This window comes from Streptomyces sp. NPDC102514 (assembly GCF_055584525.1).
The window spans coordinates 186067-205917 of the sequence record NZ_JBVJLW010000004.1 but is presented as its reverse complement, the minus strand read 5'-3'; the positions used below and the strand labels follow the sequence as shown (position 1 = coordinate 205917).

Sequence of the window (19851 nt, the reverse complement as noted above, 5' to 3'; positions counted from 1 at the left end):
CTCAGTCCTCGTCGGGAAGGACGACGTTCAGGGCCCAGGAGACGACCGAGATGATCAGGCCGCCCAGGACGGCGGTCCAGAAACCGTCGACGTGGAAGCTCAGGTCGAGCTTGTCCGCCAGCCACGAGGTGAGCAGCAGCATCAGGGCGTTGACCACCAGCGTGATCAGGCCGAGCGTGAGGATGAACAGCGGGAAGGTGAGGACCTTCACGACCGGCTTGACCAGGAAGTTCACCAGTCCGAACAGCAGCGCTACGAGCAGCAGCGTGCCGATCTCCTTGCCCTTGCTGTCACCGCTCAGGGTGATCTTGTCGAGCAGCCACACCGCGACCGCCAGGGCGCCCGCGTTGGCGATCGTCTTGACTACAAAATTCTTCATGTGTCTGATCGTGACAGAAGAGATCGGATACGAGCAGCGGGGCAAGGGCGGACCAGAGCGATGAAGGCATTCCGGCTGGACGAACTGGAGGCGGAGCGCGCCGCCAACGACGGCGCGTACCTCCAGTTCCTGCGCGAGAAGAACATGTCGGTCGGCCTGTACGCGCTGGACGCGGGCGCACAGGACCCGCAGCAGCCCCACAGCCAGGACGAGGTGTATCTCGTCGTCAGCGGCCGTGCCGCGATCACGGTCGGCATGGAGACGACCCAGGTGGCGCGCGGCAGCGTCGTGTACGTACCCGCGGGGGTGGCGCACAAGTTCCACCACATCAGCGAGGATCTGCGGGTCGTCGTGGTCTTCTCTCCGCCGGAGAGCTGACGTCGGCCTCAGGGTTCCCTAGGGGAACGCTCAGGGGGAGACAAGGGGTGCGAGGCCCCCGCCGGCACCCCTGCCGCGCCTAGCATCGAGGCAGGACGTTCGTGGCCCGCCGGCACGGCGGGAACGATCAGGGACAGCCCTCGGAAACGGGCAGAGAGACAAGGAACAAGGGCGATGCGAGAGATCTTCGCGGGGATGCCGTGGTGGGTTAAGTGGGTCGCGGTGCCGGTCATCGCTCTGGTCGTCTTCGGCGGCCTGATAGCGAGCGTCGTCGGATTCGTGATCGGCCTGCTCTTCAAGCTGCTGCTCTTCGTGGCACTGGTCGGCGGACTGATCTACGTCGTACGGAAGTTCATGTCGGGCTCCTCGTCGAGGAGCGACTGGTAGTCGGGTGGCGCGGGGGACAGATGATCCGCCGGACCCCGCCGTCCGGCAGGCCCTCACCGCCGCAGGGGGCCGTCGGTTCCCTCGGGTGGGGGAAGTTTTCGAGGCATGTCGTCGGCGATCGGTGGCAGACGGTTAAAGTCCGGAACTCGCCGCGGGGTTGATCCTCGGGAGCGGCGTTTCGAACCCTCCCGTGTCACCCTCGCACGGGCGGCCCCCTCGCGCTTCGGGAGTGACCTTTGGCCACGGTGGACACCGCACCCGCAGGACCGAAGGTTTCGGCTTCCGAGCCGCATCCCACGACCCTCATCGGTTCGGTGCAGCGTGCGATGCGTCTTCTGGAGTCCGTCGCGCGTCACGAGCACGGAGCACCCGCGAAGCAACTGGCCCGCGAGGCCGGACTCGCTCTCCCCACGGCGTACCACCTGCTGCGCACCCTGGTGCACGAGGGATATCTGCGCCGCGAGAAGGGGTTGTTCTTCCTCGGCGAGGCGGCCGAGCGGCTGAGCCGCAGCGGCGCCCAGCAGAAACGTCGCAGCACCATCGCCGACGCCCTGGGAAGCTGGCGCGATTCGATCGGTGCGCCCGTCTACTACGCGGTCTACCGCGGCGGGGAGATCGAGGTCGAGTGCGTCGCCGACACCCCGGGCAATCCAGCGGTCGAGGAGTGGGCGGACTTCCGGGAGACGGGGCACGCGCACGCGATCGGCCAGTGTCTGCTGTCCCAGCTCGACAGGGAGGGGCGCAGGAACCACCTCGACCGCTATCCCGTGCGATCCGTCACGCCGTACACGGTGCGTGACGATCAGACCATGATTCGCCGTCTCGAATCGGCCGGACGCATGCAACCGGTGATCGAACGTCAGGAGTACGCGCTGGGCACGGTCTGCGCCGCGATCCCGCTCACGCTGGGCAGCACGGCCGCCACGGTGGCCATCTCCATGCCCTCCCACCAGGCAGAACGGCTGCTGCCCGCGGCCCGGCGACTGCAGGGTGAGATCGACACGCTGCTGGGGACACTCGCGGTCTCTATCAGCATCTGAAAACTCACTCCTTGTGATCTGGTGTACACGTTCAGCAAGATGCCAGAAGTGTTTAGGTGGACGATTCCCGGCCATGGACGGCAAACGACGGGGTAGGCGATGCGCGAGTCGGTAGTACAGGCAGAGGTCATGATGAGCTTCGTCGTCTCGGAGGAGCTCTCCTTCCGCATTCCGGTGGAGCTGCGTTACGAGACCTGTGATCCCTATGCCGTGCGTCTGACCTTCCACCTGCCCGGCGACGCTCCGGTGACCTGGGCCTTCGGCCGGGAGCTGCTGATCGACGGGGTGGGCCGACCGTGCGGGGACGGAGACGTGCACATCACTCCCTCGGACTCCGAGGGTTTCGGCGATGTGCTGATCCGGCTCCAGGTGGGCGTCGACCAGGCCCTGTTCCGCTGCGGTACGGCGCCGCTGCTGGCGTTCCTCGACCGTACGGACCGGCTGGTCCCGCTGGGCCAGGAGCGCTCCCTCGCCGACTTCGACACCCATCTGGACGAGGCCCTGGACCGCATCCTGGCGGAGGAGCAGAGCACGGGGTGACGCGGCGGGCTCAGTGCTTGCGGCGACGGCCGCTTCCACCGCGCAGCGGCGCCTTCGAGCCCGACTGGGCCTGCGGCTGAGGTTGTTGTGGCTGCGGCTGCTGGGCCGGGGCAGCGTCACCCGGGCGGTCGGCCGAGACCACCAGGGCCGCGAGAGCCGTGGTGACCGGAACCGAGGCGACCAGCCCGATCGAGCCGACGAGGGTACGGACGATCTCCGCGGCCACCAGTTCACTGTTGGCGACAGTCCCCACGCTGCTCTGCGCGATGGAGAAGAGCAGCAGCAGAGGCAGCGCCGCGCCGGCGTAGGCGAGGACGAGCGTGTTGACGACGGACGCGATGTGGTCGCGGCCGATGCGGATGCCGGCCCGGTACAGCCCGCGCCAGCCCATCGTCGGGTTGGCCTCGTGCAGTTCCCAGACCGCCGACGTCTGCGTCACCGTGACGTCGTCGAGCACGCCGAGCGAACCGATGATGACACCCGCGAGCAGCAGACCGCTCATGTCGATGGACGGGTAGAGACCGTGGATCAGGCCGGTGTTGTCATCGGTGTTGCCGGTCAGCGCGGCCCAGTCGATGAACAGTGAGCCGAGCAGTCCGATCAGCACCAGGGACAGCAGGGTGCCCAGTACGGCGACCGATGTCCGGGCCGAGAGACCGTGGCACATGTAGAGCGCGATCAGCATGATGGCGCTGGCCCCGACCACCGCCACGACCAGCGGATTCGACCCCTGAAGGATCGCGGGCAGGATGAAGAACGTCAGGATCAGGAAGCTGACGGCCAGGGCGATCAGTGCCATGACACCGCGCATCCGGCCCACCACGACCACGGCGAGGGCGAAGATGCCGGCGAGCAGCGCCATGGGGAACGTGCGGTTCACATCGGTGACCGAGTACTGGAGTTCCTTGGGGGCGTCGGGCGCGTACGCCACGATCACCTCCTGGCCCTGCTCCAACTGCCGTGAGGAGTCCGGCTGGACGATCTCCGTGAAGGTACGGCCCTTGTCCTTGCCGGAGTCGACCCGGATCGTCGCCTTCTTGCAGGTGCCCGAGTCCTGCTGCTGAGCCGATGAGCCCTCGGCCGTGGAGGTGTCGCCGGTCGGAGTCCCGCCCGAGGCGTTCACGGACTTGCAGTCGACCTTGTCGACCTTGGTCACGCTGGCCTGTTGGGTCTGCCGGTCGAAGCCGACGCCCGTGCGCTCATGGCCGGGGGCACCGCCCGGCCAGAGCACCGCGAGACCGACAACGACCGCCGCGGCGAAAGGAATCAGCACCGCCGCGATGATCTTGCGCAGATGCATGGAGACAGGAGCCGCGGGGCCATGACTGTGCGAGTGGCCGTGCCCGCCACCCACAGGTCCGTCGCCGCCGGGCCGGTCGCCACCGCCTCCGGGGCCATGGGGTCCCTGTCCAGGTCCGCCGTGACCGTGGCCGTCGTGGCCGTGTCCGTGGGGCGGTTCGGACGGCGGAAGTGGGGGCTGCTGCGTCGTGGTCACCGACCGATCATCGCAAGAACGAGAGGGGCCCACTGTTCACCGCGCCCATTGTGACGCTAGCGTGGAAGCACCTTTGCACACGCGGGAGCTCGGAGCACCGGGCTGAGAGGGCGCTGACCTCCGTATCCGCGATGTTTCACGTGGAACATCGCCGGACGGGAAACGCTGCGTCGACCGCCGAACCTGTTACCGGGTAATGCCGGCGTAGGGAGTAGGTCTCATGACCAACAAGGACGTACGCACGCCTGCCTCCAGCCAGACGGGCGGGGCGCACGCTCCGGTCGACGGCACCGAGGTGTCCGCAGCGGCCGAGAACGGCGGCGCAGCCGCTTCGCCCGGGAACGGCGAAGCCGGGAAGTCCGAAACCGCGAAGTCCATCGGCTGGCACAAGGCGTATGTCGCGGGCTCGCGCCCCGATCTGCGGGTGCCGGTCCGTCAGGTGCATCTCACCAACGGCGAGTCGGTCACTCTGTACGACACCTCCGGCCCGTACACCGATCCGGTCGTCGACACCGATGTACGCAGGGGTCTGACACCCCTGCGCGACAACTGGATCATCGCCCGTGGCGACACCGAGGAGTACGCGGGCCGTCCCGTGAGCCCCGAGGATGACGGGATCAAGCACACCTCGCCGCGCGGCGGACTGCGCAACCTCGACGCGGTCTTCCCGGGGCGTCCGCGGCTGCCCCGCCGGAGCCGTGACGGGGAGGCGGTGACCCAACTCGCCTACGCACGGCGGGGCGAGGTCACGCCGGAGATGGAGTACGTGGCCATCCGGGAGAACGTCGACCCCGGGGTCGTCCGTGAGGAGATCGCGGCGGGCCGGGCCGTGCTGCCGGCCAACGTCAACCATCCCGAGATCGAGCCGATGATCATCGGCAAGCGATTCCTGGTGAAGGTCAACGCCAACATCGGCAACTCCGCGGTCACCTCCTCCATCGAGGAGGAGGTCGACAAGATGACCTGGGCGACGCGTTGGGGCGCCGACACGGTGATGGACCTGTCGACCGGCCGCAACATCCACACCACCCGCGAGTGGGTGCTGCGCAACTCCCCCGTCCCCATCGGCACGGTCCCCCTCTACCAGGCGCTGGAGAAGGTCGACGGACGCGCCGAGGAACTCACCTGGGAGATCTACAAGGACACGGTCATCGAGCAGGCCGAACAGGGCGTGGACTACATGACCGTCCACGCGGGTGTGCGGCTGCCGTACGTCCCGCTGACCGCGAACCGCAAGACCGGCATCGTCTCGCGCGGCGGCTCGATCATGGCGGCGTGGTGCCTCGCGCACCACAAGGAGTCGTTCCTGTACGAGCACTTCGAGGAGCTCTGCGAGATCCTTGCCGCGTACGACGTCACGTACTCGCTCGGTGACGGGCTGCGGCCCGGGTCGATCGCGGACGCCAACGACGCCGCGCAGTTCGCGGAGTTGCGGACCCTGGGGGAGCTCAACAAGGTCGCGAAGCGTTTCCACGTACAGACCATGATCGAGGGCCCGGGACATGTCCCGATGCACAAGATCAAGGAGAACATCGACCTTCAGCAGGAGATCTGCGAGGAGGCGCCGTTCTACACGCTCGGCCCGCTGACGACCGACATCGCGCCTGCGTACGACCACATCACCTCCGGCATCGGTGCCGCGATGATCGCCTGGTGGGGCACGGCGATGCTCTGCTACGTCACGCCCAAGGAGCACCTGGGCCTGCCCAACCGCGACGACGTCAAGACGGGTGTCATCACCTACAAGATCGCGGCTCACGCGGCGGACCTCGCCAAGGGACATCCGGGCGCACAGGAGTGGGACGACGCGTTGTCGGACGCCCGCTTCGAGTTCCGCTGGGAGGACCAGTTCAACCTGGCCCTGGATCCCGACACCGCCCGGGAGTTCCACGACGAGACGCTGCCGGCCGAACCGGCCAAGACGGCGCACTTCTGCTCCATGTGCGGGCCGAAATTCTGCTCGATGAAGATCAGCCACAGCATCAACGAGCAGTTCGGCGGTACGGCGGACGCGGGAGCCTCACCCGAAGAGGTCGCCGACGGGATGCTCCAGAAGTCCAAGGAGTTCGCTGCTGCGGGCAACCGGGTCTATCTGCCCATGGCCGACTGAACCTCGCCGTCCATCGGTTCGGCGCACCTCCGGCCGACCGATAGGGCATGGTGCCGCGACGCCGAGGTCTTGGACGATCATTACCAGGACCTCGGTGATCCGGCCCGTAGAAGCAATCCCGGATTCTTTTCGGCCAGCCATTTGTACGACACGGCGGCCGTTTATTGCGTTTATTATGCATATACCTCCATTTAATGGCCTGCGTAGGGCGTTCACGAGCATCTTGGCAGTGCTGAGAGCGGCGCTCATACTGATTTCGATGCCGAAATGCAGGCATCGCCACTTTTCGTAGGTGAAGGTGTGGGGGATGCATGGGGCTCGATGATGCTGAAGTGCGCTGGCTGAAGAGTTCGGCCAGCCTGGAGGGCAACTGCGTAGAGGTGTCCGCCACCGGCGGGATAGCAGTGCGCGATTCGAATGACCCGGACGGGGCATCGGTGGGATTCAGTGCATATGCTTGGCGCTCATTCCTCTCCGGTCTGAAGGACCGAGACACCTCCCTACGGGCATCCTCGTAGAGAGACCTGCGTATCCGAGTGGTGACGGGATTCCGTTCGTGCGGTCAGAATGTTTCTCCGTGGCACGCTCCCCTTGGCGCCTTTAGCTCTGGCCGAACAGGAACTCCCTCGTCACTTCCGTCGCCACCCCCCTCTCCACGTCCCAGAAGTCGTCCAGATAGTCGGTCGGGCGGCGTTGGGACGTGCGCCCCAGCGCCTTCTCGCTGATGATGACTTCGCCATCCGCGCTCTCCAGGTAGGCGACCATCTCGTCCTCGTCGCCGGGAAATTCGAAGAGAACATAGGGCGAGCGGAACTGCCGGTAGACGCCGGCGTCAAAAGGGACGACGCGCACGGTCACGTTCGGCAGTTCACCGACGGCCAGCAGCTTCTCGTACTGCCTCTTCATGGTCTCCCGCGAGCCCACCGCCCTGCGGATCACCGCTTCGTCCAGGACGCAGAAGATATCGGGTCCGTCGGTCCGCACAAGGCGGTCCTGTCGCTCGATCCTGAGCTGCACGAGCTGTTCCGTCGCCTCGGTGCCGGCATTGGTCCGTGTCATGAGTTCTCGGGCATACTCCTCGGTCTGCAGCAGACCGGGCACCACATGGGTTTCGAAGTTCCGAATGACCGACGCCGAACTCTCGTAACCGAGATAGGTCTCGAAATCCTGGCTCACCCAGGAGCGGTACGGCGCCCACCACGGCGGTTGACGCGCCGCCCGGGCCATGTCGGTCAGGGCCTTTACCTGATCCTGGTCGGTGATTCCGTAATGGCCCAGCAGAACGCGTACATCGGTCACGGACACTCCGACGGTGCCCGCCTCGATGCGGATCACCTTGGAAGGTGACCAGTCGAGCTGTTCGGCCACCTCGCGCTGCTTCAGCGCCGCGCCCTCCCGTGCCTTCCGCAGGCGGTCCCGCAGTCGTGCACGCTGGAATCCGGGATCTTCCTGGGCCACTTGGCACTCCGTCCCCACACAGCCGGCGTTGTCGGTCAGCAGGCTAACGGCCTCTCCGCCGTCCGACACCCTGCTCAGCGCCGTACAGCGGAGTGCGTGTCCGCTTCCTGCCTGGTGATGGATCGCCACATGGCATACAGCATCTTCCGTGCCTGCGCATAAGACAAGCCCACCTGCGAATGTGTGCGGAAGAGCGACAGGAGTGCTGTCGTGTGGTTCGCGCCGCACAAGAAAAGAGAATTTCCCAGTGGTGCAGTGGAATTCCTGTGGGGCGTGGATCTCTGTATACGGTGATCTCCGCACAGGGGGACGAGTGCCGAAAGCACAAAAAAGATCGACGACGGATGTCCGTCGCCGATCATTTCTGCCGGGGCGGGCTGTGTCGGCGAGCCCGCCCCTACCTCGGAGCTCCTACTTCTGTGCCCCTCTTCGGCGCCCCTACTCCGGAGCGTGTTCCGGGCCCCCGAAGTCCGGGCTGCTGAAGTCCGGGCTTGAGTAGCTGGGGCGGGGGCCCGTACCGGCACCCCCGTCGGGGCTGCTGAAGCCCGGGCGGTTGTAGCCGAGCTGCGGCATCCGGCTGACCGGTTCCGTCGGCTTCATCCGGCCGAGGGCCGCTGTGCCCGGGTCGGCGAGAGCCTCCCTGAGGAACGGCATGAGGCCGCGCTCCAGGAGTGCTTCGTGCCAGGCCTCCCTGGCCAGAGCGACCTCCTCGTTCCGCTCGCCGTGCACATCGGCCTGGAGCGAGCTGGCGCCGTTGCGCAGGGCGGCGAGGAGCAGGCCGACCGCGGCGACCAGGATCGAGACGGCCGTGATGGCGCCGAAGACCCAGCCGGTGGTGAGGAGGGTCCGTGCGATGCCCGGCTCGGGGTCGAGCATCTTCAGGATGTAGCCGACGAGCAGGAAGATCGCCGCGGCGGTGCCGGCGAGGACCGGGGCGAGCACGGCGACGACCGCGGCGACACCGGCCCCCGCGGTCTCGGCGACTTCCCCCATGGCGGTGGCGAGCCCCACCGCGCTCGTGCCCGGATCCGAGGAACTGCTGGATCCTTCGCGGACGTGAGGGGCGGCCGGTGCCGGCTGGCGCAGTTCCTCGCGGACCTTCACATAGTGCTGGTACTCGCTCGTCGCGGCCGCCGTGATGAGTGCGGTGGCGTTGAGTGCCATCGTGCGCAGTTGCTCGGGGTTGAGCCGCTGACCCACAGCGGCGAGTTCCGGACGGTGTGGTGCGGAGCGCAGCGCCTCGTCGAGGATCCGCTCGTACTCTTGGCGGTCCTCGCTCAGCAGGTGCTGCGGAACGCTGTTCATGTGCATCCCCCGATGCTCCGTAGGGCTGGGTGACTCGGCATGCTGACGAGCCGTCGGGCAGAAACGGAGGGGAGCCTGCTACGGATAAGCCGATGGTAGAGCGATGACGGCACAGGGTGACAGGGGGTTTCCAGAATTTGCCCCCGGACCGCACGCGTCCTCCATCGCGGGACGCGTGCCCCGTGAGCGCTCAGCTGTCCAGCGGAAGCTGCTGGACCAGCAGTTTTCCTGCCATGGTCACGCCGCCGTCCATCGCGATCGCGAGTTTGTCGGCGTACACATGAGGTTCTTCGACCGCGAGGGGCGGCGAATTCTCCCCGTCCTCCGAGCCGACCTCGCCCCTGAGGTACGGAATGGGGCTGTGACCATGGACGATGCGTGAACCGCCGTAGGTCTCCAGCAGCGAGCGGACCGCCTGCGCACCGCCGTCGTCGCGGAACGCGAAGCGCTTGGTGAACTTGCGGAACAGGTCCCAGCACTCGTCCGCGTCATTGCGGGTGAGGGTTTCGCGAATGGTGTCGTTGACCGCTTCGATGGAGTCGCCGTAGTCGAGATAGGCGGTCGTGTCGGAGTGCACGAGCAGATGCCCGTCCGCCAGTTCCATCGCGTCCAGGCGGGCCATCCACTGCAGATGATGGTCCTGGAGACGCTCCATGTCGGTCTTCTGGCCGCCGTTGAGCAGCCAGGCGGCCTGGAAGGTGGCGGTTCCCGCGCCGGAGTTGACGGGGGTGTCCCCGAACCGCCTGGCGCCCAGGAGCAGCAGCTCGTGGTTGCCCATCAGCGCCTTGCAGTAGCCGCCGACCGCGGCGGCCTCGGCGGACAGGCGCATGACGAGGTCGATGACGCCGATCCCGTCGGGCCCGCGGTCGGTGAAGTCACCGAGGAACCACAGCCGGGAGGTCCCGGCCGCCCAGCGGCCTTCGAGGTCGATGAGGCCCTTCTCGTGCAGCGCGGAGACGAGTTCGTCGAGGTAGCCGTGCACGTCACCGACGACGTACAGCGGACCGGGACCCTCCTCGGGCTGCGGGATCTGCCCGGCCTCGGGGTCGACCGGCACCTGAACCGTGTCACCGCGGTTGATGACCGGCAGATCGCGCTCCGTGGGCGTGTAGCCCTCCGGCTCCGCGGCGGGGACGCCGGCCGTACCGTGCGGCGGCCCGTCCGCGTAGGAACCGGATCGGACGTACGGCTCCGGGGGCCCGGTGTACGGGTCGGCGGCCTGGTCGTACGGCTCGGCGGAGCGGTCGTACGGTTCGGCCGGCCGGTCGTACTGCCCGGGCGGTGCCGGGTGCGGTCCGGGCGGCTGCGCGTACGGACCGGCTTCGTGGACGTACGCCGGTACGCGGAAGTCGCGCACCGTGGGCGTCCGCACCGTCGGCGTCCGCATCTCGGGTCCCTGACCGGCCCCCTGAGTCATCGACCCCTCCACCACCATCGCGCCGCATCTGCACCGCGTCGGACTGCCTGGTCGCAGCGGCCCGCGGTGTCGTGCGCCCATCATAGGAATGCGGATCGCGCCATGTGATGACCCAGGGGTGGTGAATCGGAGCAGAACCCCAGTTCACCGTGGTTTTCTCCCGAATTGAGAGGGCCTTTCCGCGTCGGAGGTCACCCCTGCTCCGGAGACCTCGGCGGACTGACGGTCGTCCGTGGCGGCCGTCGCTCGGAAGAGGTGCGCACGATCAGCTCCGTCGGTATCACCTGCTCGACCGGTTGGTCCGATTCGACCCCCTCGATGGCGTCGATGAGGAGCTGGACCACGGCCGTGCCGATTCGTCTCGGTTTGAGCGAGAGTGTCGTGACGGGCGGTTCGGTGTTGGCGTAGACGGTGGACTCGCTGCAGCACACGAGAAGCAGGTCGTCCGGTACGCGCAGGCCGTAGCGCCGGGCCGCCGCGAGGAGGTCGGTGCCGTTCGGGTCGAACAGCCCGTAGACGGCGTCGGGACGGTCGGGCCGGGCGAGCAGCCGGTCGGCGGCCACCGCCCCCGCGCACGGATCGTGCGCGGGATAGGCCTCGTACACGGGATCCTGGCCCACGCGCTCGCACCAGCGCAGGTACGCGGTCGTCGACAGGTGCGTGTACGTGTCCGTGGTCGTCCCGGTCAGCAGGCCGATCCTGCGGGCTCCGGCGGCGGCCAGGTGGTCGAGGATGCCCAGGACCGCGGCCTCGTGGTCGTTGTCCACCCAGGCGGTCACCGGCAGGGAGCCGGCCGGGCGGCCGTCCGAGACCACCGGTAATCCCTGGCGGACGAGTTCGCTGACGACCGGGTCCTGGTCGGAGGGGTCGATGACGACCGTCCCGTCCAGGGCCACGTTCGACCACACGTCGTGGCGCGAGGTCGCCGGGAGGATGACCAGGGCGTAGCCCCGGGCGAGCGCGGCCGAGGTGGCGGCTCTGGCCATCTCCGCGAAGTACGCGAACTCCGTGAAGGTGAAAGGTTCGTCCCCGTAGGTCGTCACGGTCAGGCCGATGAGGCCCGACTTGCCGGTACGGAGGGTTCGGGCCGCCGCGGAGGGCCGGTAGCCCAGCCGATCGGCGACCTCGCGGACATGGCGTCTGGTGGCGTCCGGGAGCCGTCCCTTGCCGTTGAGGGCGTCGGAGACCGTCGTGATGGAGACTCCGGCGGCCGCGGCCACGTCTCTGATGCCCGCCCGGCCCGGCCGGTTTCCTCGACGCGAGGTATCCGACCGGCTCACCTGGTGCTTCCCTGCTGCTGTCATGGCGAGCCGATAGTAGGGCTCATGCGGTGGGGTAGTGCGGACGCATATGCACTCGTTGACAGGCACGTTTCTGCATGGTCATTAGTGCTTAACTTCCTTGGAAAGCAAGGGAGTTGACCGATTCAATGGCAGTACGTCACTTGTCGACGCGCATGAGCCTGCCAAAGAGGCCATGTCTCGAAGAGGTCTCAACTCACCTTCACGAGGGATGCGCGCCACGGCGCGAGCCACCGGCGCGTGCTGTGACGGGCAGCGCGCCCCCTCTTTCGTACGCCTTCGTGCGGTGATGCCCGGGAGTGCGCACACGGATCTTCGGTGCCGGCCGGGAGGTCGGTCCCGGGCCGTACTCAGCGGCTCCGAATCCTCTTAAGGTGAGCAGTATTGGTAGCCGGTGGTGGTGATGAGCCGGAGACGGTCACAAGGAGGACTGCGGTGAGCGAGACGAGCCCGAAGCTGCGAGCCGAGCTGGAGGGTATCCCCACGTACAAGCCGGGCAGGCCCGCGGCCGCGGACGGTCCGGTGGCGTACAAGCTGTCCTCCAACGAGAACCCCTATCCGCCGCTGCCGGGCGTGCTGGAGAGCGTGACCGCGGCGGCCGGGGCCTTCAACCGCTACCCCGACATGGCGTGCACGGGGCTGATGAACGAGCTGGCGGACCGGTTCGGGGTGCCGCTGACGCATCTGGCGACCGGCACCGGCTCGGTCGGCGTCGCCCAGCAGCTGGTGCAGGCGACCTCCGGGCCGGGCGACGAGGTGATCTACGCCTGGCGGTCCTTCGAGGCGTACCCGATCGTCACCCGTGTCAGCGGGGCGACGCCGGTCCAGGTGCCGCTGACGCCGGGGGACGTCCACGACCTCGACGCGATGGCGGACGCGATCACCGACCGGACCCGGCTGATTTTCGTCTGCAACCCCAACAACCCCACGGGCACGGTGGTGCGCCGGGCCGAGCTGGAACGATTCCTCGACCGGGTGCCGGCCGACGTCCTGGTGGTTCTCGACGAGGCGTACCGGGAGTTCGTGCGCGATGCCGACGTGCCGGACGGCGTCGAGCTGTACCGGGAGCGGCCGAACGTGTGCGTGCTGCGCACGTTCTCCAAGGCGTACGGTCTCGCCGGGCTGCGGGTCGGCTTCGCGATCGCTCATGAGCCGGTGGCGGCGGCGCTGCGCAAGACGGCCGTGCCCTTCGGCGTGAGCCAGCTCGCGCAGGACGCGGCGGTCGCCTCGCTGCGTGCCGAGGACGAGCTGCTCGGGCGGGTCGGTTCGCTGGTCTCCGAGCGCACGCGGGTGGTCGAGACGCTGCGCGGCCAGGGCTGGACGGTGCCGGACACCCAGGCGAACTTCGTGTGGCTGCGGCTCGGCGAGCGCACGGTCGACTTCGCCGCCGTGTGCGAGCAGGCCGGGGTCGTCGTGCGGCCGTTCGCGGGCGAGGGTGTCCGGGTGACGGTGGGCGAGACCGAGGGCAACGACATCTTCCTGAAGACGGCGGAGAGCTTCCGCAAGGAGATCTAGCCGAACCGCCGGCACAGGCTGTCGACCAAGGCCCTGGCACCCCGCGCTCGCGGGGTGCCAGGGCCTTGTGGCGTTCGTCTCGTTCCTTGCCCTCGCGCGCCTCCGACCTGGCGTTTCGTACCAGACGCGCCGGGGTCCGCAGCAAGGCACCCCCACCTGTCACCGCTCGAACAGGCATGGGTCATAATTGCTTGTGAATGTGAACGCGTTCACAAGCGCGTCCCATTTGCTCCCTGGATGTCTGGGGCAAGCGGGACAAACTGCCGCGGTTACCACGGCGACGTAAGGAGTTGACGACGTGGAATTGGCTTTGGCGCCGGAGACGATAGCGCGATGGCAGTTCGGCATCACCACCGTCTACCACTTCCTCTTCGTCCCGCTCACGATCTCGCTCGCCGCGCTCACCGCGGGCCTGCAGACCGCCTGGGTGCGCACGGAGAAGGAGAAGTACCTCAGAGCCACCAAGTTCTGGGGCAAGCTCTTCCTGATCAACATCGCGATGGGTGTCGTCACGGGCATCGTGCAGGAGTTCCAGTTCGGTATGAACTGGTCCGACTACTCACGCTTCGTCGGTGACGTCTTCGGTGCCCCGCTCGCCTTCGAGGCCCTGATCGCCTTCTTCTTCGAGTCCACGTTCATCGGGCTCTGGATCTTCGGCTGGGACAAGCTGCCGAAGAAGATCCACCTGGCCTGCATCTGGATGGTCTCGATCGGCACGCTGCTCTCCGCGTACTTCATCCTCGCGGCCAACTCCTGGATGCAGCACCCGGTCGGCTACCGCATCAACGAGAAGAAGGGCCGCGCCGAACTCACCGACTTCTGGCTGGTCCTGACCCAGAACACCGCGCTCAACCAGGTGTTCCACAGCTTCTCGGCGGCCTTCCTGACGGGCGGCGCCTTCATGGTGGGCATCGCCGCGTTCCACCTGATGCGCAAGAAGCACATCCCGGTGATGCGGACCTCGCTCCGGCTCGGCCTGGTCACCATGGCCGTCGGCGGCCTCCTCACCGCGATCAGCGGAGACACCCTCGGCAAGGTCATGTACGAGCAGCAGCCCATGAAGATGGCCGCCGCCGAGGCCCTGTGGGACGGCGAGGAACCCGCACCCTTCTCCGTGTTCGCCTACGGGGACGTCGACAAGGGGCACAACTCGGTGGCCCTGGAGATCCCCGGGCTCCTGTCCTTCCTCGCCCACAGCGACTTCGACTCGTACGTGCCCGGCATCAACGACACCAACAAGGCCGAGCAGGAGAAGTTCGGCCCCGGCGACTACAAGCCCATCGTCCCCGTCGCCTACTGGGGCTTCCGCTGGATGATCGGCTTCGGCATGGCGTCCTTCTCGCTGGGCCTGCTGGGGCTGTGGCTGACCCGGAAGAGGTTCCTGCTGCCGGCTGCCCGGCGGACGGGGGAGGACGAGGTACCGCATCTGGTGCTGCTGAGGAAGCCGCTCGGGTCCAGGCTCACCCGGCTGTACTGGCTCCTCGCGGTCTGGACGATGGCTTTCCCGCTGATCGCCAACTCGTGGGGCTGGATCTTCACCGAGATGGGCCGCCAGCCCTGGGTCGTCTACGGCGTCATGCAGACCCGGGACGCGGTCTCCCCCGGTGTGTCGCAGACCGAGATGATCATTTCGCTGGCCGTCCTGACGACGATCTACGCGATCCTCGCCGTCATCGAGGTGAAGCTGCTCGCGAAGTACATCAAGGCCGGACCGCCCGAGCTCACCGAGGCCGACCTCAACCCGCCCACGAAGATCGGCGGCGACCCCCGGGACGCCGACAAGCCGATGGCCTTCTCGTACTAGGCCCAGGGAGCTGCTGAGTCATGGAACTTCACGACATCTGGTTCGTCCTCATCGCCGTCCTGTGGATCGGCTACTTCTTCCTGGAGGGCTTCGACTTCGGGATCGGCGTCCTCACCAAGCTGCTCGCCCGCGACCGGACCGAGAAGCGGGTCCTGATCAACACCATCGGCCCGGTCTGGGACGGCAACGAGGTGTGGCTGCTCTCGGCGGGAGGCGCGACCTTCGCCGCTTTCCCCGAGTGGTACGCCACGCTCTTCTCCGGCTTCTACCTGCCCCTGCTGCTCATCCTCGTCTGCCTGATCCTGCGCGGAGTCGCTTTCGAGTACCGGGCCAAGCGGCCCGAGGAGCAGTGGCAGCGCAACTGGGAGAACGCGATCTTCTGGACCTCGCTGCTCCCGGCGTTCCTGTGGGGTGTGGCCTTCGGCAACATCGTCCGGGGCGTGAAGATCGACCAGAACTTCGAGTACGTGGGCAGCCTCGGGGACCTGCTCAACCCGTACGCCGTCCTGGGCGGGCTGGTGACGCTGACGCTGTTCACCTTCCACGGAGCGGTGTTCGCGGCGCTCAAGACCCTCGGTGACATCCGGGAGCGGGCGCGGAAGCTGGCGCTGCGGCTCGGAGTGGTGACGGCCGTGCTCGCGCTGGTCTTCCTGCTCTGGACCCAGGTCGAGAACGGCGACGGCAAGAGTCTGGTCGCGCTGGTCGTGGCGGTGGTCGCGCTGGTCGCGGCGATCGGGGCGAACCAGGTGGGGCGTGAGGGCTGGGCCTTCGGGCTGTCGGGCCTCACCATCGTCGCCGCGGTCACGATGCTGTTCCTGACGCTCTTCCCGAACGTCATGCCGTCCTCGCTGAACGACGAGTGGAGCCTCACGGTCACCAACGCCTCGTCGAGCCCGTACACGTTGAAGATCATGACGTGGTGTGCGGTGATCGCGACACCGGTGGTCATGCTCTACCAGGGCTGGACGTACTGGGTGTTCCGCAAGCGGATCGGTACCCAGCACATCGCCGACGCCGTGCACTGAGGCCCAAGAATCCGGAGGTATGTTTCACGTGAAACATGCCTCATGAGAAGAAGGTGTGTTTCACGTGAAACACACCGGCTTGACCCAAGGGTGTGTTTCACGTGAAACCGATCGACCCACGACTTCTTCGATACGCCCGCGCCACCCGTCTCTTCCTGATGGCGGTCGTGGGGCTGGGAGTTGTGGGAGCGGGACTGGTCGTCGCGCAGGCCATGCTCATCGCCGAAGTGGTGGTCGGCGCGTTCCAGCACGGACTGTCGACGACCGAACTCCGCACGCCGCTGCTGCTGTTGGCGGCCGTCGCGGTCGGTCGCGCGCTCATCTCCTGGCTCACCGAACTCGCGGCGCACCGGGCGAGCGCGGCGGTCAAGTCGGAGCTGCGCGGACGGTTGCTGGAACGGGCCGGCGCGCTCGGTCCGGAGTGGCTGAGCGGGCAGCGGACAGGCTCACTGATCGCGCTCGCCACCCGAGGGGTGGACGCCCTCGACGACTACTTCTCGCGCTATCTGCCGCAGTTGGGGCTCGCGGTGGTCGTACCCGTCGCCGTACTCGCGCGGATCGTCACCGAGGACTGGGTGTCGGCGGCGATCATCGTCGGCACGCTGCCTCTCATCCCGATCTTCATGATGCTCATCGGCTGGGTCACGCAGTCCCAGATGGACCGGCAGTGGCACCTGCTGTCCCGGCTCTCGGGGCACTTCCTGGACGTCGTCGCGGGGCTGCCCACGCTAAAGGTCTTCGGACGGGCCAAGGCGCAGGCCGAGTCCATCCGGCGGATCACCGGGGAGTACCGGCAGGCGACCATGCGGACCCTGCGGATCGCCTTCATCTCGTCCTTCGCGCTGGAACTGCTGGCCACGATCTCGGTCGCCCTGGTCGCGGTGACCATCGGTATGCGGCTCGTCCACGGCGAGATGGCGCTGTACGACGGACTGGTCGTGCTGATCCTCGCCCCCGAGGCCTATCTGCCGCTGCGCCAGGTCGGGGCGCAGTACCACGCGGCGGCGGAGGGGCTGTCGGCCGCCGAGGAGATCTTCTCCGTCCTGGAGACGCCTGTGCGGGAGCCCGGGACCGGTGTCGCGCCCGCCTCCGGGGACCTGCGCTTCGACGGAGTGACGGTCCGCTACCCCGGGCGGTCGTCCGACGCCGTGTCGGATGTGTCCTTCGCGGTCCGGCCCGGCGAGACGGTGGCGCTCGTCGGCCCCAGCGGCGTCGGCAAGACGACTCTTCTGAACGTGCTGCTGGGGTTCGTCCGGCCCACGGAGGGGCGGGTCGAGGTCGGGGGAGTCGATCTGACGGACGCCGACCCGGAGCAGTGGCGTTCACACATCGCCTGGGTGCCGCAGCGGCCCCATCTGTTCGCCGGGTCCGTCGCCGAGAACGTACGGCTGGCGCGGCCGGACGCGGACGACTCCGCGGTGCGGGAGGCGCTGGCCGACGCGGGGGCCCTGGAGTTCGTGGACGCGCTCCCCGACGGACTGCGCACGCTCCTGGGTGAGGACGGTGCCGGGCTGTCCGCCGGGCAGCGTCAACGGCTCGCCCTGGCGCGGGCGTTCCTCGCGGACCGGCCGGTGCTGCTGCTCGACGAGCCGACGGCCTCGCTGGACGGGGCGACCGAGGGCGAGGTCGTGGAGGCGGTCCGGCGCCTCGCCGTCGGACGGACCGTCCTGCTGGTCGTCCACCGGCCGGCCCTGCTGGGCGTGGCCGACCGCGTGGTGCGCCTGGAACCGGAGGCTTCATCGGACCGGGCCGTCGCGGAGCCCGGCGGTACGCGGCCGGACCGCTCCGACGTGGTGGCGCCGGCGCCCGTGGCGGGCGAGGACAAGGCGGACGCGTCCCCGGAGAGGCGTGGTGACGTGCTCGCGCGCGTACGGGCCATGGCCGGGCCGCGCCGGGGGCGGCTCGCGCTGGCCCTCCTGCTCGGCAGCCTCGCGCTCGGAAGTGCCGTCGGCCTCATGGCCACCTCGGGCTGGCTGATCTCCAGGGCCTCGCAGCAGCCGCCCGTGCTGTATCTGATGGTCGCCGTGACGGCCACGCGGGCCTTCGGGATCGGGCGGGCCGTCTTCCGGTACGCCGAGCGGCTGGTGTCGCACGAGGCGGTGCTGCGGATGCTCGCCGACACCAGGGTCGCCGTGTACCGGCGACTCGAACGGCTGGCGCCCGCGGGACTGCGGACCACCCGGCGCGGTGATCTGCTCTCGCGGCTCGTCAGCGATGTCGACGCGCTCCAGGACTACTGGCTGCGCTGGCTGCTGCCCGCCGCCGCGGCGGCCGTCGTGTCCGCCGGTTCGGTCGGGTTCACGGCCTGGCTGCTGCCCGAGGCGGGCGCGGTGCTCGCCGTCGGACTGCTGGCCGCGGGCGTGGGCGTTCCGCTGGTGACCGCCGCCGTCGCGCGCCGCGCCGAGCGCCGGCTGGCCCCGGCACGCGGGGTACTGGCGACCAGGGTGGCCGATCTCCTCACGGGAACCGCCGAGTTGACCGTCGCGGGCGCGCTGCCCGCGCGTACCGCCGAGGCGCGGCGGGCCGACGCCGAACTCACCCGCATCACCTCGCGCGCCGCCACCGCCACCGCGCTCGGCGACGGACTGACCGCGCTGATCTCCGGCCTCACCGTCACCGGCGCCGCGCTCGTGGCCGCTCAGGCGGTCGTCGACGGACGCCTCAGCGGCGTGGCGACGGCCGTCGTCGTCCTCACCCCCCTGGCCGCCTTCGAGGCCGTCATGGGGCTGCCGCTCGCCGCGCAGTACCGACAGAGGGTGCGCAAGAGCGCGGAGCGCGTGTACGAGGTCCTGGACGCGCCCGAGCCCGTACGGGAACCGGAGCGGCCGACGAAGGCGCCCGAGTCGCCGTTCCCCGTCGTGGTGAAGGGCCTGGCCGCCCGGTACGAGGGACAGCGGCGGGACGCGGTCGCCGGGGTGGACCTGGTGCTCGGACGAGGCCGCCGCACCGCCGTCGTCGGGCCGTCCGGATCCGGCAAGACGACACTGGCACAGGTACTGCTGCGCTTCCTGGACCCGCGTGGCGGGACGTACACGCTGGGGGGTGTGGACGCGTCCGGCATGGACGGCGACGACGTGCGGCGACTGGTCGGGCTCTGTGCACAGGACGCGCACCTGTTCGACAGCTCGGTGCGCGAGAACCTGCTGCTCGCACGGAAGGACGCGACGGACACCGCGCTGCGGGACGTGCTGGGCCGGGTACGGCTGCTCGATTGGGCCGACGGCCTGCCCGACGGGATCGACACGATGATCGGGGAACACGGGGCCCGGTTGTCCGGGGGACAACGGCAGCGGCTGGCGCTCGCGCGCGCGTTGCTCGCGGACTTCCCCGTGCTGGTGCTCGACGAGCCCGCCGAGCACCTCGACCTGGCCACCGCCGACGCCCTCACCGCCGATCTGCTGGCCGCGACCGAGGGACGTACGACGTTGATGATCACTCACCGGCTCGCGGGCCTCGAAGCGGTGGACGAGGTGATCGTCATGGCCGAGGGGCACGTGGTGCAGCGGGGCACGTTCGACGAGCTGGTGCGGGCAGAGGGACCGTTGCGGGAGATGGCCGAGCGGGAGAGCCGGACGGACATGCCGGCCTTCGCGCGGTGACGGGACGGAGGTTCCGGTCTTCGCGCGGTGGACAGGAGGGAGATGCCGGGCCTCGCGCGGCGAGGGGAGTGCGCAGGACCACGTGGCAGGGTTCGACT

16 protein-coding genes are annotated in these 19851 nt (G+C 68.4%); 10 read left to right on the top strand and 6 right to left on the bottom strand.

The window, feature by feature from the left end:
* Position 1: 1 nt before the first annotated feature.
* Complete coding sequence (locus ACZ60E_RS12300; protein ID WP_384807791.1) at positions 2-379, bottom strand: phage holin family protein; 378 nt, start codon at positions 377-379, stop codon at positions 2-4.
* Between the two features lie 60 nt (positions 380-439).
* Between ACZ60E_RS12300 and ACZ60E_RS12295 the strand changes: the two genes are divergently transcribed.
* From ACZ60E_RS12295 to ACZ60E_RS12280, 4 genes are all read left to right on the top strand, one after another.
* Positions 440-757, top strand: coding sequence for a cupin domain-containing protein (locus tag ACZ60E_RS12295; RefSeq protein WP_384807789.1), 318 nt, complete (start codon positions 440-442; stop codon positions 755-757).
* Positions 758-931: 174 nt separating this feature from the next.
* On the top strand, positions 932-1144 hold the full coding sequence (locus tag ACZ60E_RS12290) for a DUF5326 family protein (protein ID WP_189771436.1): 213 nt from the start codon (positions 932-934) through the stop codon (positions 1142-1144).
* A gap of 236 nt (positions 1145-1380) precedes the next feature.
* Positions 1381-2184 carry an IclR family transcriptional regulator gene (locus ACZ60E_RS12285; protein ID WP_453791290.1) on the top strand — a complete coding sequence of 268 codons (804 nt, stop codon included), beginning with the start codon at positions 1381-1383 and terminating at the stop codon, positions 2182-2184.
* Positions 2185-2283: 99 nt separating this feature from the next.
* Positions 2284-2724: an SsgA family sporulation/cell division regulator gene (locus ACZ60E_RS12280; RefSeq protein WP_384807784.1), complete on the top strand. Its 441-nt coding sequence runs from the start codon at positions 2284-2286 to the stop codon at positions 2722-2724.
* A gap of 10 nt (positions 2725-2734) precedes the next feature.
* On the opposite strand, the gene ACZ60E_RS12275 is transcribed toward ACZ60E_RS12280, so the two are convergent.
* Positions 2735-4219, bottom strand: coding sequence for a YibE/F family protein (locus ACZ60E_RS12275; protein ID WP_469439905.1), 1485 nt, complete (start codon positions 4217-4219; stop codon positions 2735-2737).
* Positions 4220-4439: 220 nt separating this feature from the next.
* Here ACZ60E_RS12275 and thiC point away from each other — a divergent pair, with 220 nt between their 5' ends.
* Together thiC and ACZ60E_RS12265 are read left to right on the top strand one after the other, a co-directional pair.
* Positions 4440-6329 (top strand): phosphomethylpyrimidine synthase ThiC, encoded by a 1890-nt coding sequence (gene thiC, locus ACZ60E_RS12270; protein WP_469439903.1) that lies wholly within the window; start codon positions 4440-4442, stop codon positions 6327-6329.
* Between the two features lie 311 nt (positions 6330-6640).
* Positions 6641-6847 (top strand): DUF397 domain-containing protein, encoded by a 207-nt coding sequence (locus tag ACZ60E_RS12265; RefSeq protein WP_469439901.1) that lies wholly within the window; start codon positions 6641-6643, stop codon positions 6845-6847.
* A gap of 82 nt (positions 6848-6929) precedes the next feature.
* On the opposite strand, the gene ACZ60E_RS12260 is transcribed toward ACZ60E_RS12265, so the two are convergent.
* The 4 genes from ACZ60E_RS12260 to ACZ60E_RS12245 all read right to left on the bottom strand — a co-directional run bounded on the left by ACZ60E_RS12260 (position 6930) and on the right by ACZ60E_RS12245 (position 11813).
* The gene (locus ACZ60E_RS12260) at positions 6930-7787 is read right to left on the bottom strand and encodes a helix-turn-helix domain-containing protein (RefSeq protein ID WP_469439899.1); all 858 of its coding nucleotides are present in this window, start codon (positions 7785-7787) and stop codon (positions 6930-6932) included.
* Between the two features lie 438 nt (positions 7788-8225).
* On the bottom strand, positions 8226-9098 hold the full coding sequence (locus ACZ60E_RS12255) for a hypothetical protein (protein ID WP_384807774.1): 873 nt from the start codon (positions 9096-9098) through the stop codon (positions 8226-8228).
* Positions 9099-9282: 184 nt separating this feature from the next.
* Positions 9283-10509, bottom strand: coding sequence for a metallophosphoesterase (locus ACZ60E_RS12250; RefSeq protein ID WP_384807772.1), 1227 nt, complete (start codon positions 10507-10509; stop codon positions 9283-9285).
* 191 nt (positions 10510-10700) lie between these two features.
* Positions 10701-11813 (bottom strand): LacI family DNA-binding transcriptional regulator, encoded by a 1113-nt coding sequence (locus ACZ60E_RS12245; protein WP_107020452.1) that lies wholly within the window; start codon positions 11811-11813, stop codon positions 10701-10703.
* Positions 11814-12245: 432 nt separating this feature from the next.
* On the opposite strand from ACZ60E_RS12245, the gene hisC reads away from it, so the two are divergent.
* The 4 genes from hisC (at position 12246) to cydD (ending at position 19753) form a co-directional block, all read left to right on the top strand.
* On the top strand, positions 12246-13325 hold the full coding sequence (gene hisC / locus ACZ60E_RS12240) for a histidinol-phosphate transaminase (RefSeq protein WP_469439896.1): 1080 nt from the start codon (positions 12246-12248) through the stop codon (positions 13323-13325).
* Positions 13326-13623: 298 nt separating this feature from the next.
* The gene (locus tag ACZ60E_RS12235; protein WP_384807768.1) at positions 13624-15129 is read left to right on the top strand and encodes a cytochrome ubiquinol oxidase subunit I; all 1506 of its coding nucleotides are present in this window, start codon (positions 13624-13626) and stop codon (positions 15127-15129) included.
* 20 nt (positions 15130-15149) lie between these two features.
* Positions 15150-16154, top strand: a complete 1005-nt coding sequence (gene cydB, locus ACZ60E_RS12230) for a cytochrome d ubiquinol oxidase subunit II (protein WP_384807766.1) — start codon at positions 15150-15152, stop codon at positions 16152-16154.
* A 101-nt stretch (positions 16155-16255) separates the two neighbouring features.
* Complete coding sequence (gene cydD / locus ACZ60E_RS12225; protein ID WP_469439893.1) at positions 16256-19753, top strand: thiol reductant ABC exporter subunit CydD; 3498 nt, start codon at positions 16256-16258, stop codon at positions 19751-19753.
* The last annotated feature ends 98 nt before the right edge of the window (positions 19754-19851 follow it).

Excerpts from the sequence above, each read along its gene's own strand:
- ACZ60E_RS12300 (WP_384807791.1), bottom strand. The coding sequence starts at position 379 with ATGAAGAATTTTGTAGTCAAGACGATCGCCAACGCGGGCGCCCTGGCG.
- ACZ60E_RS12295 (WP_384807789.1), top strand. The coding sequence starts at position 440 with ATGAAGGCATTCCGGCTGGACGAACTGGAGGCGGAGCGCGCCGCCAAC.
- ACZ60E_RS12290 (WP_189771436.1), top strand. The coding sequence starts at position 932 with ATGCGAGAGATCTTCGCGGGGATGCCGTGGTGGGTTAAGTGGGTCGCG.
- ACZ60E_RS12280 (WP_384807784.1), top strand. The coding sequence starts at position 2,284 with ATGCGCGAGTCGGTAGTACAGGCAGAGGTCATGATGAGCTTCGTCGTC.
- thiC (WP_469439903.1), top strand. The coding sequence starts at position 4,440 with ATGACCAACAAGGACGTACGCACGCCTGCCTCCAGCCAGACGGGCGGG.
- ACZ60E_RS12265 (WP_469439901.1), top strand. The coding sequence starts at position 6,641 with ATGGGGCTCGATGATGCTGAAGTGCGCTGGCTGAAGAGTTCGGCCAGC.
- ACZ60E_RS12255 (WP_384807774.1), bottom strand. The coding sequence starts at position 9,098 with ATGCACATGAACAGCGTTCCGCAGCACCTGCTGAGCGAGGACCGCCAA.
- ACZ60E_RS12250 (WP_384807772.1), bottom strand. The coding sequence starts at position 10,509 with ATGACTCAGGGGGCCGGTCAGGGACCCGAGATGCGGACGCCGACGGTG.
- ACZ60E_RS12245 (WP_107020452.1), bottom strand. The coding sequence starts at position 11,813 with ATGACAGCAGCAGGGAAGCACCAGGTGAGCCGGTCGGATACCTCGCGT.
- cydB (WP_384807766.1), top strand. The coding sequence starts at position 15,150 with ATGGAACTTCACGACATCTGGTTCGTCCTCATCGCCGTCCTGTGGATC.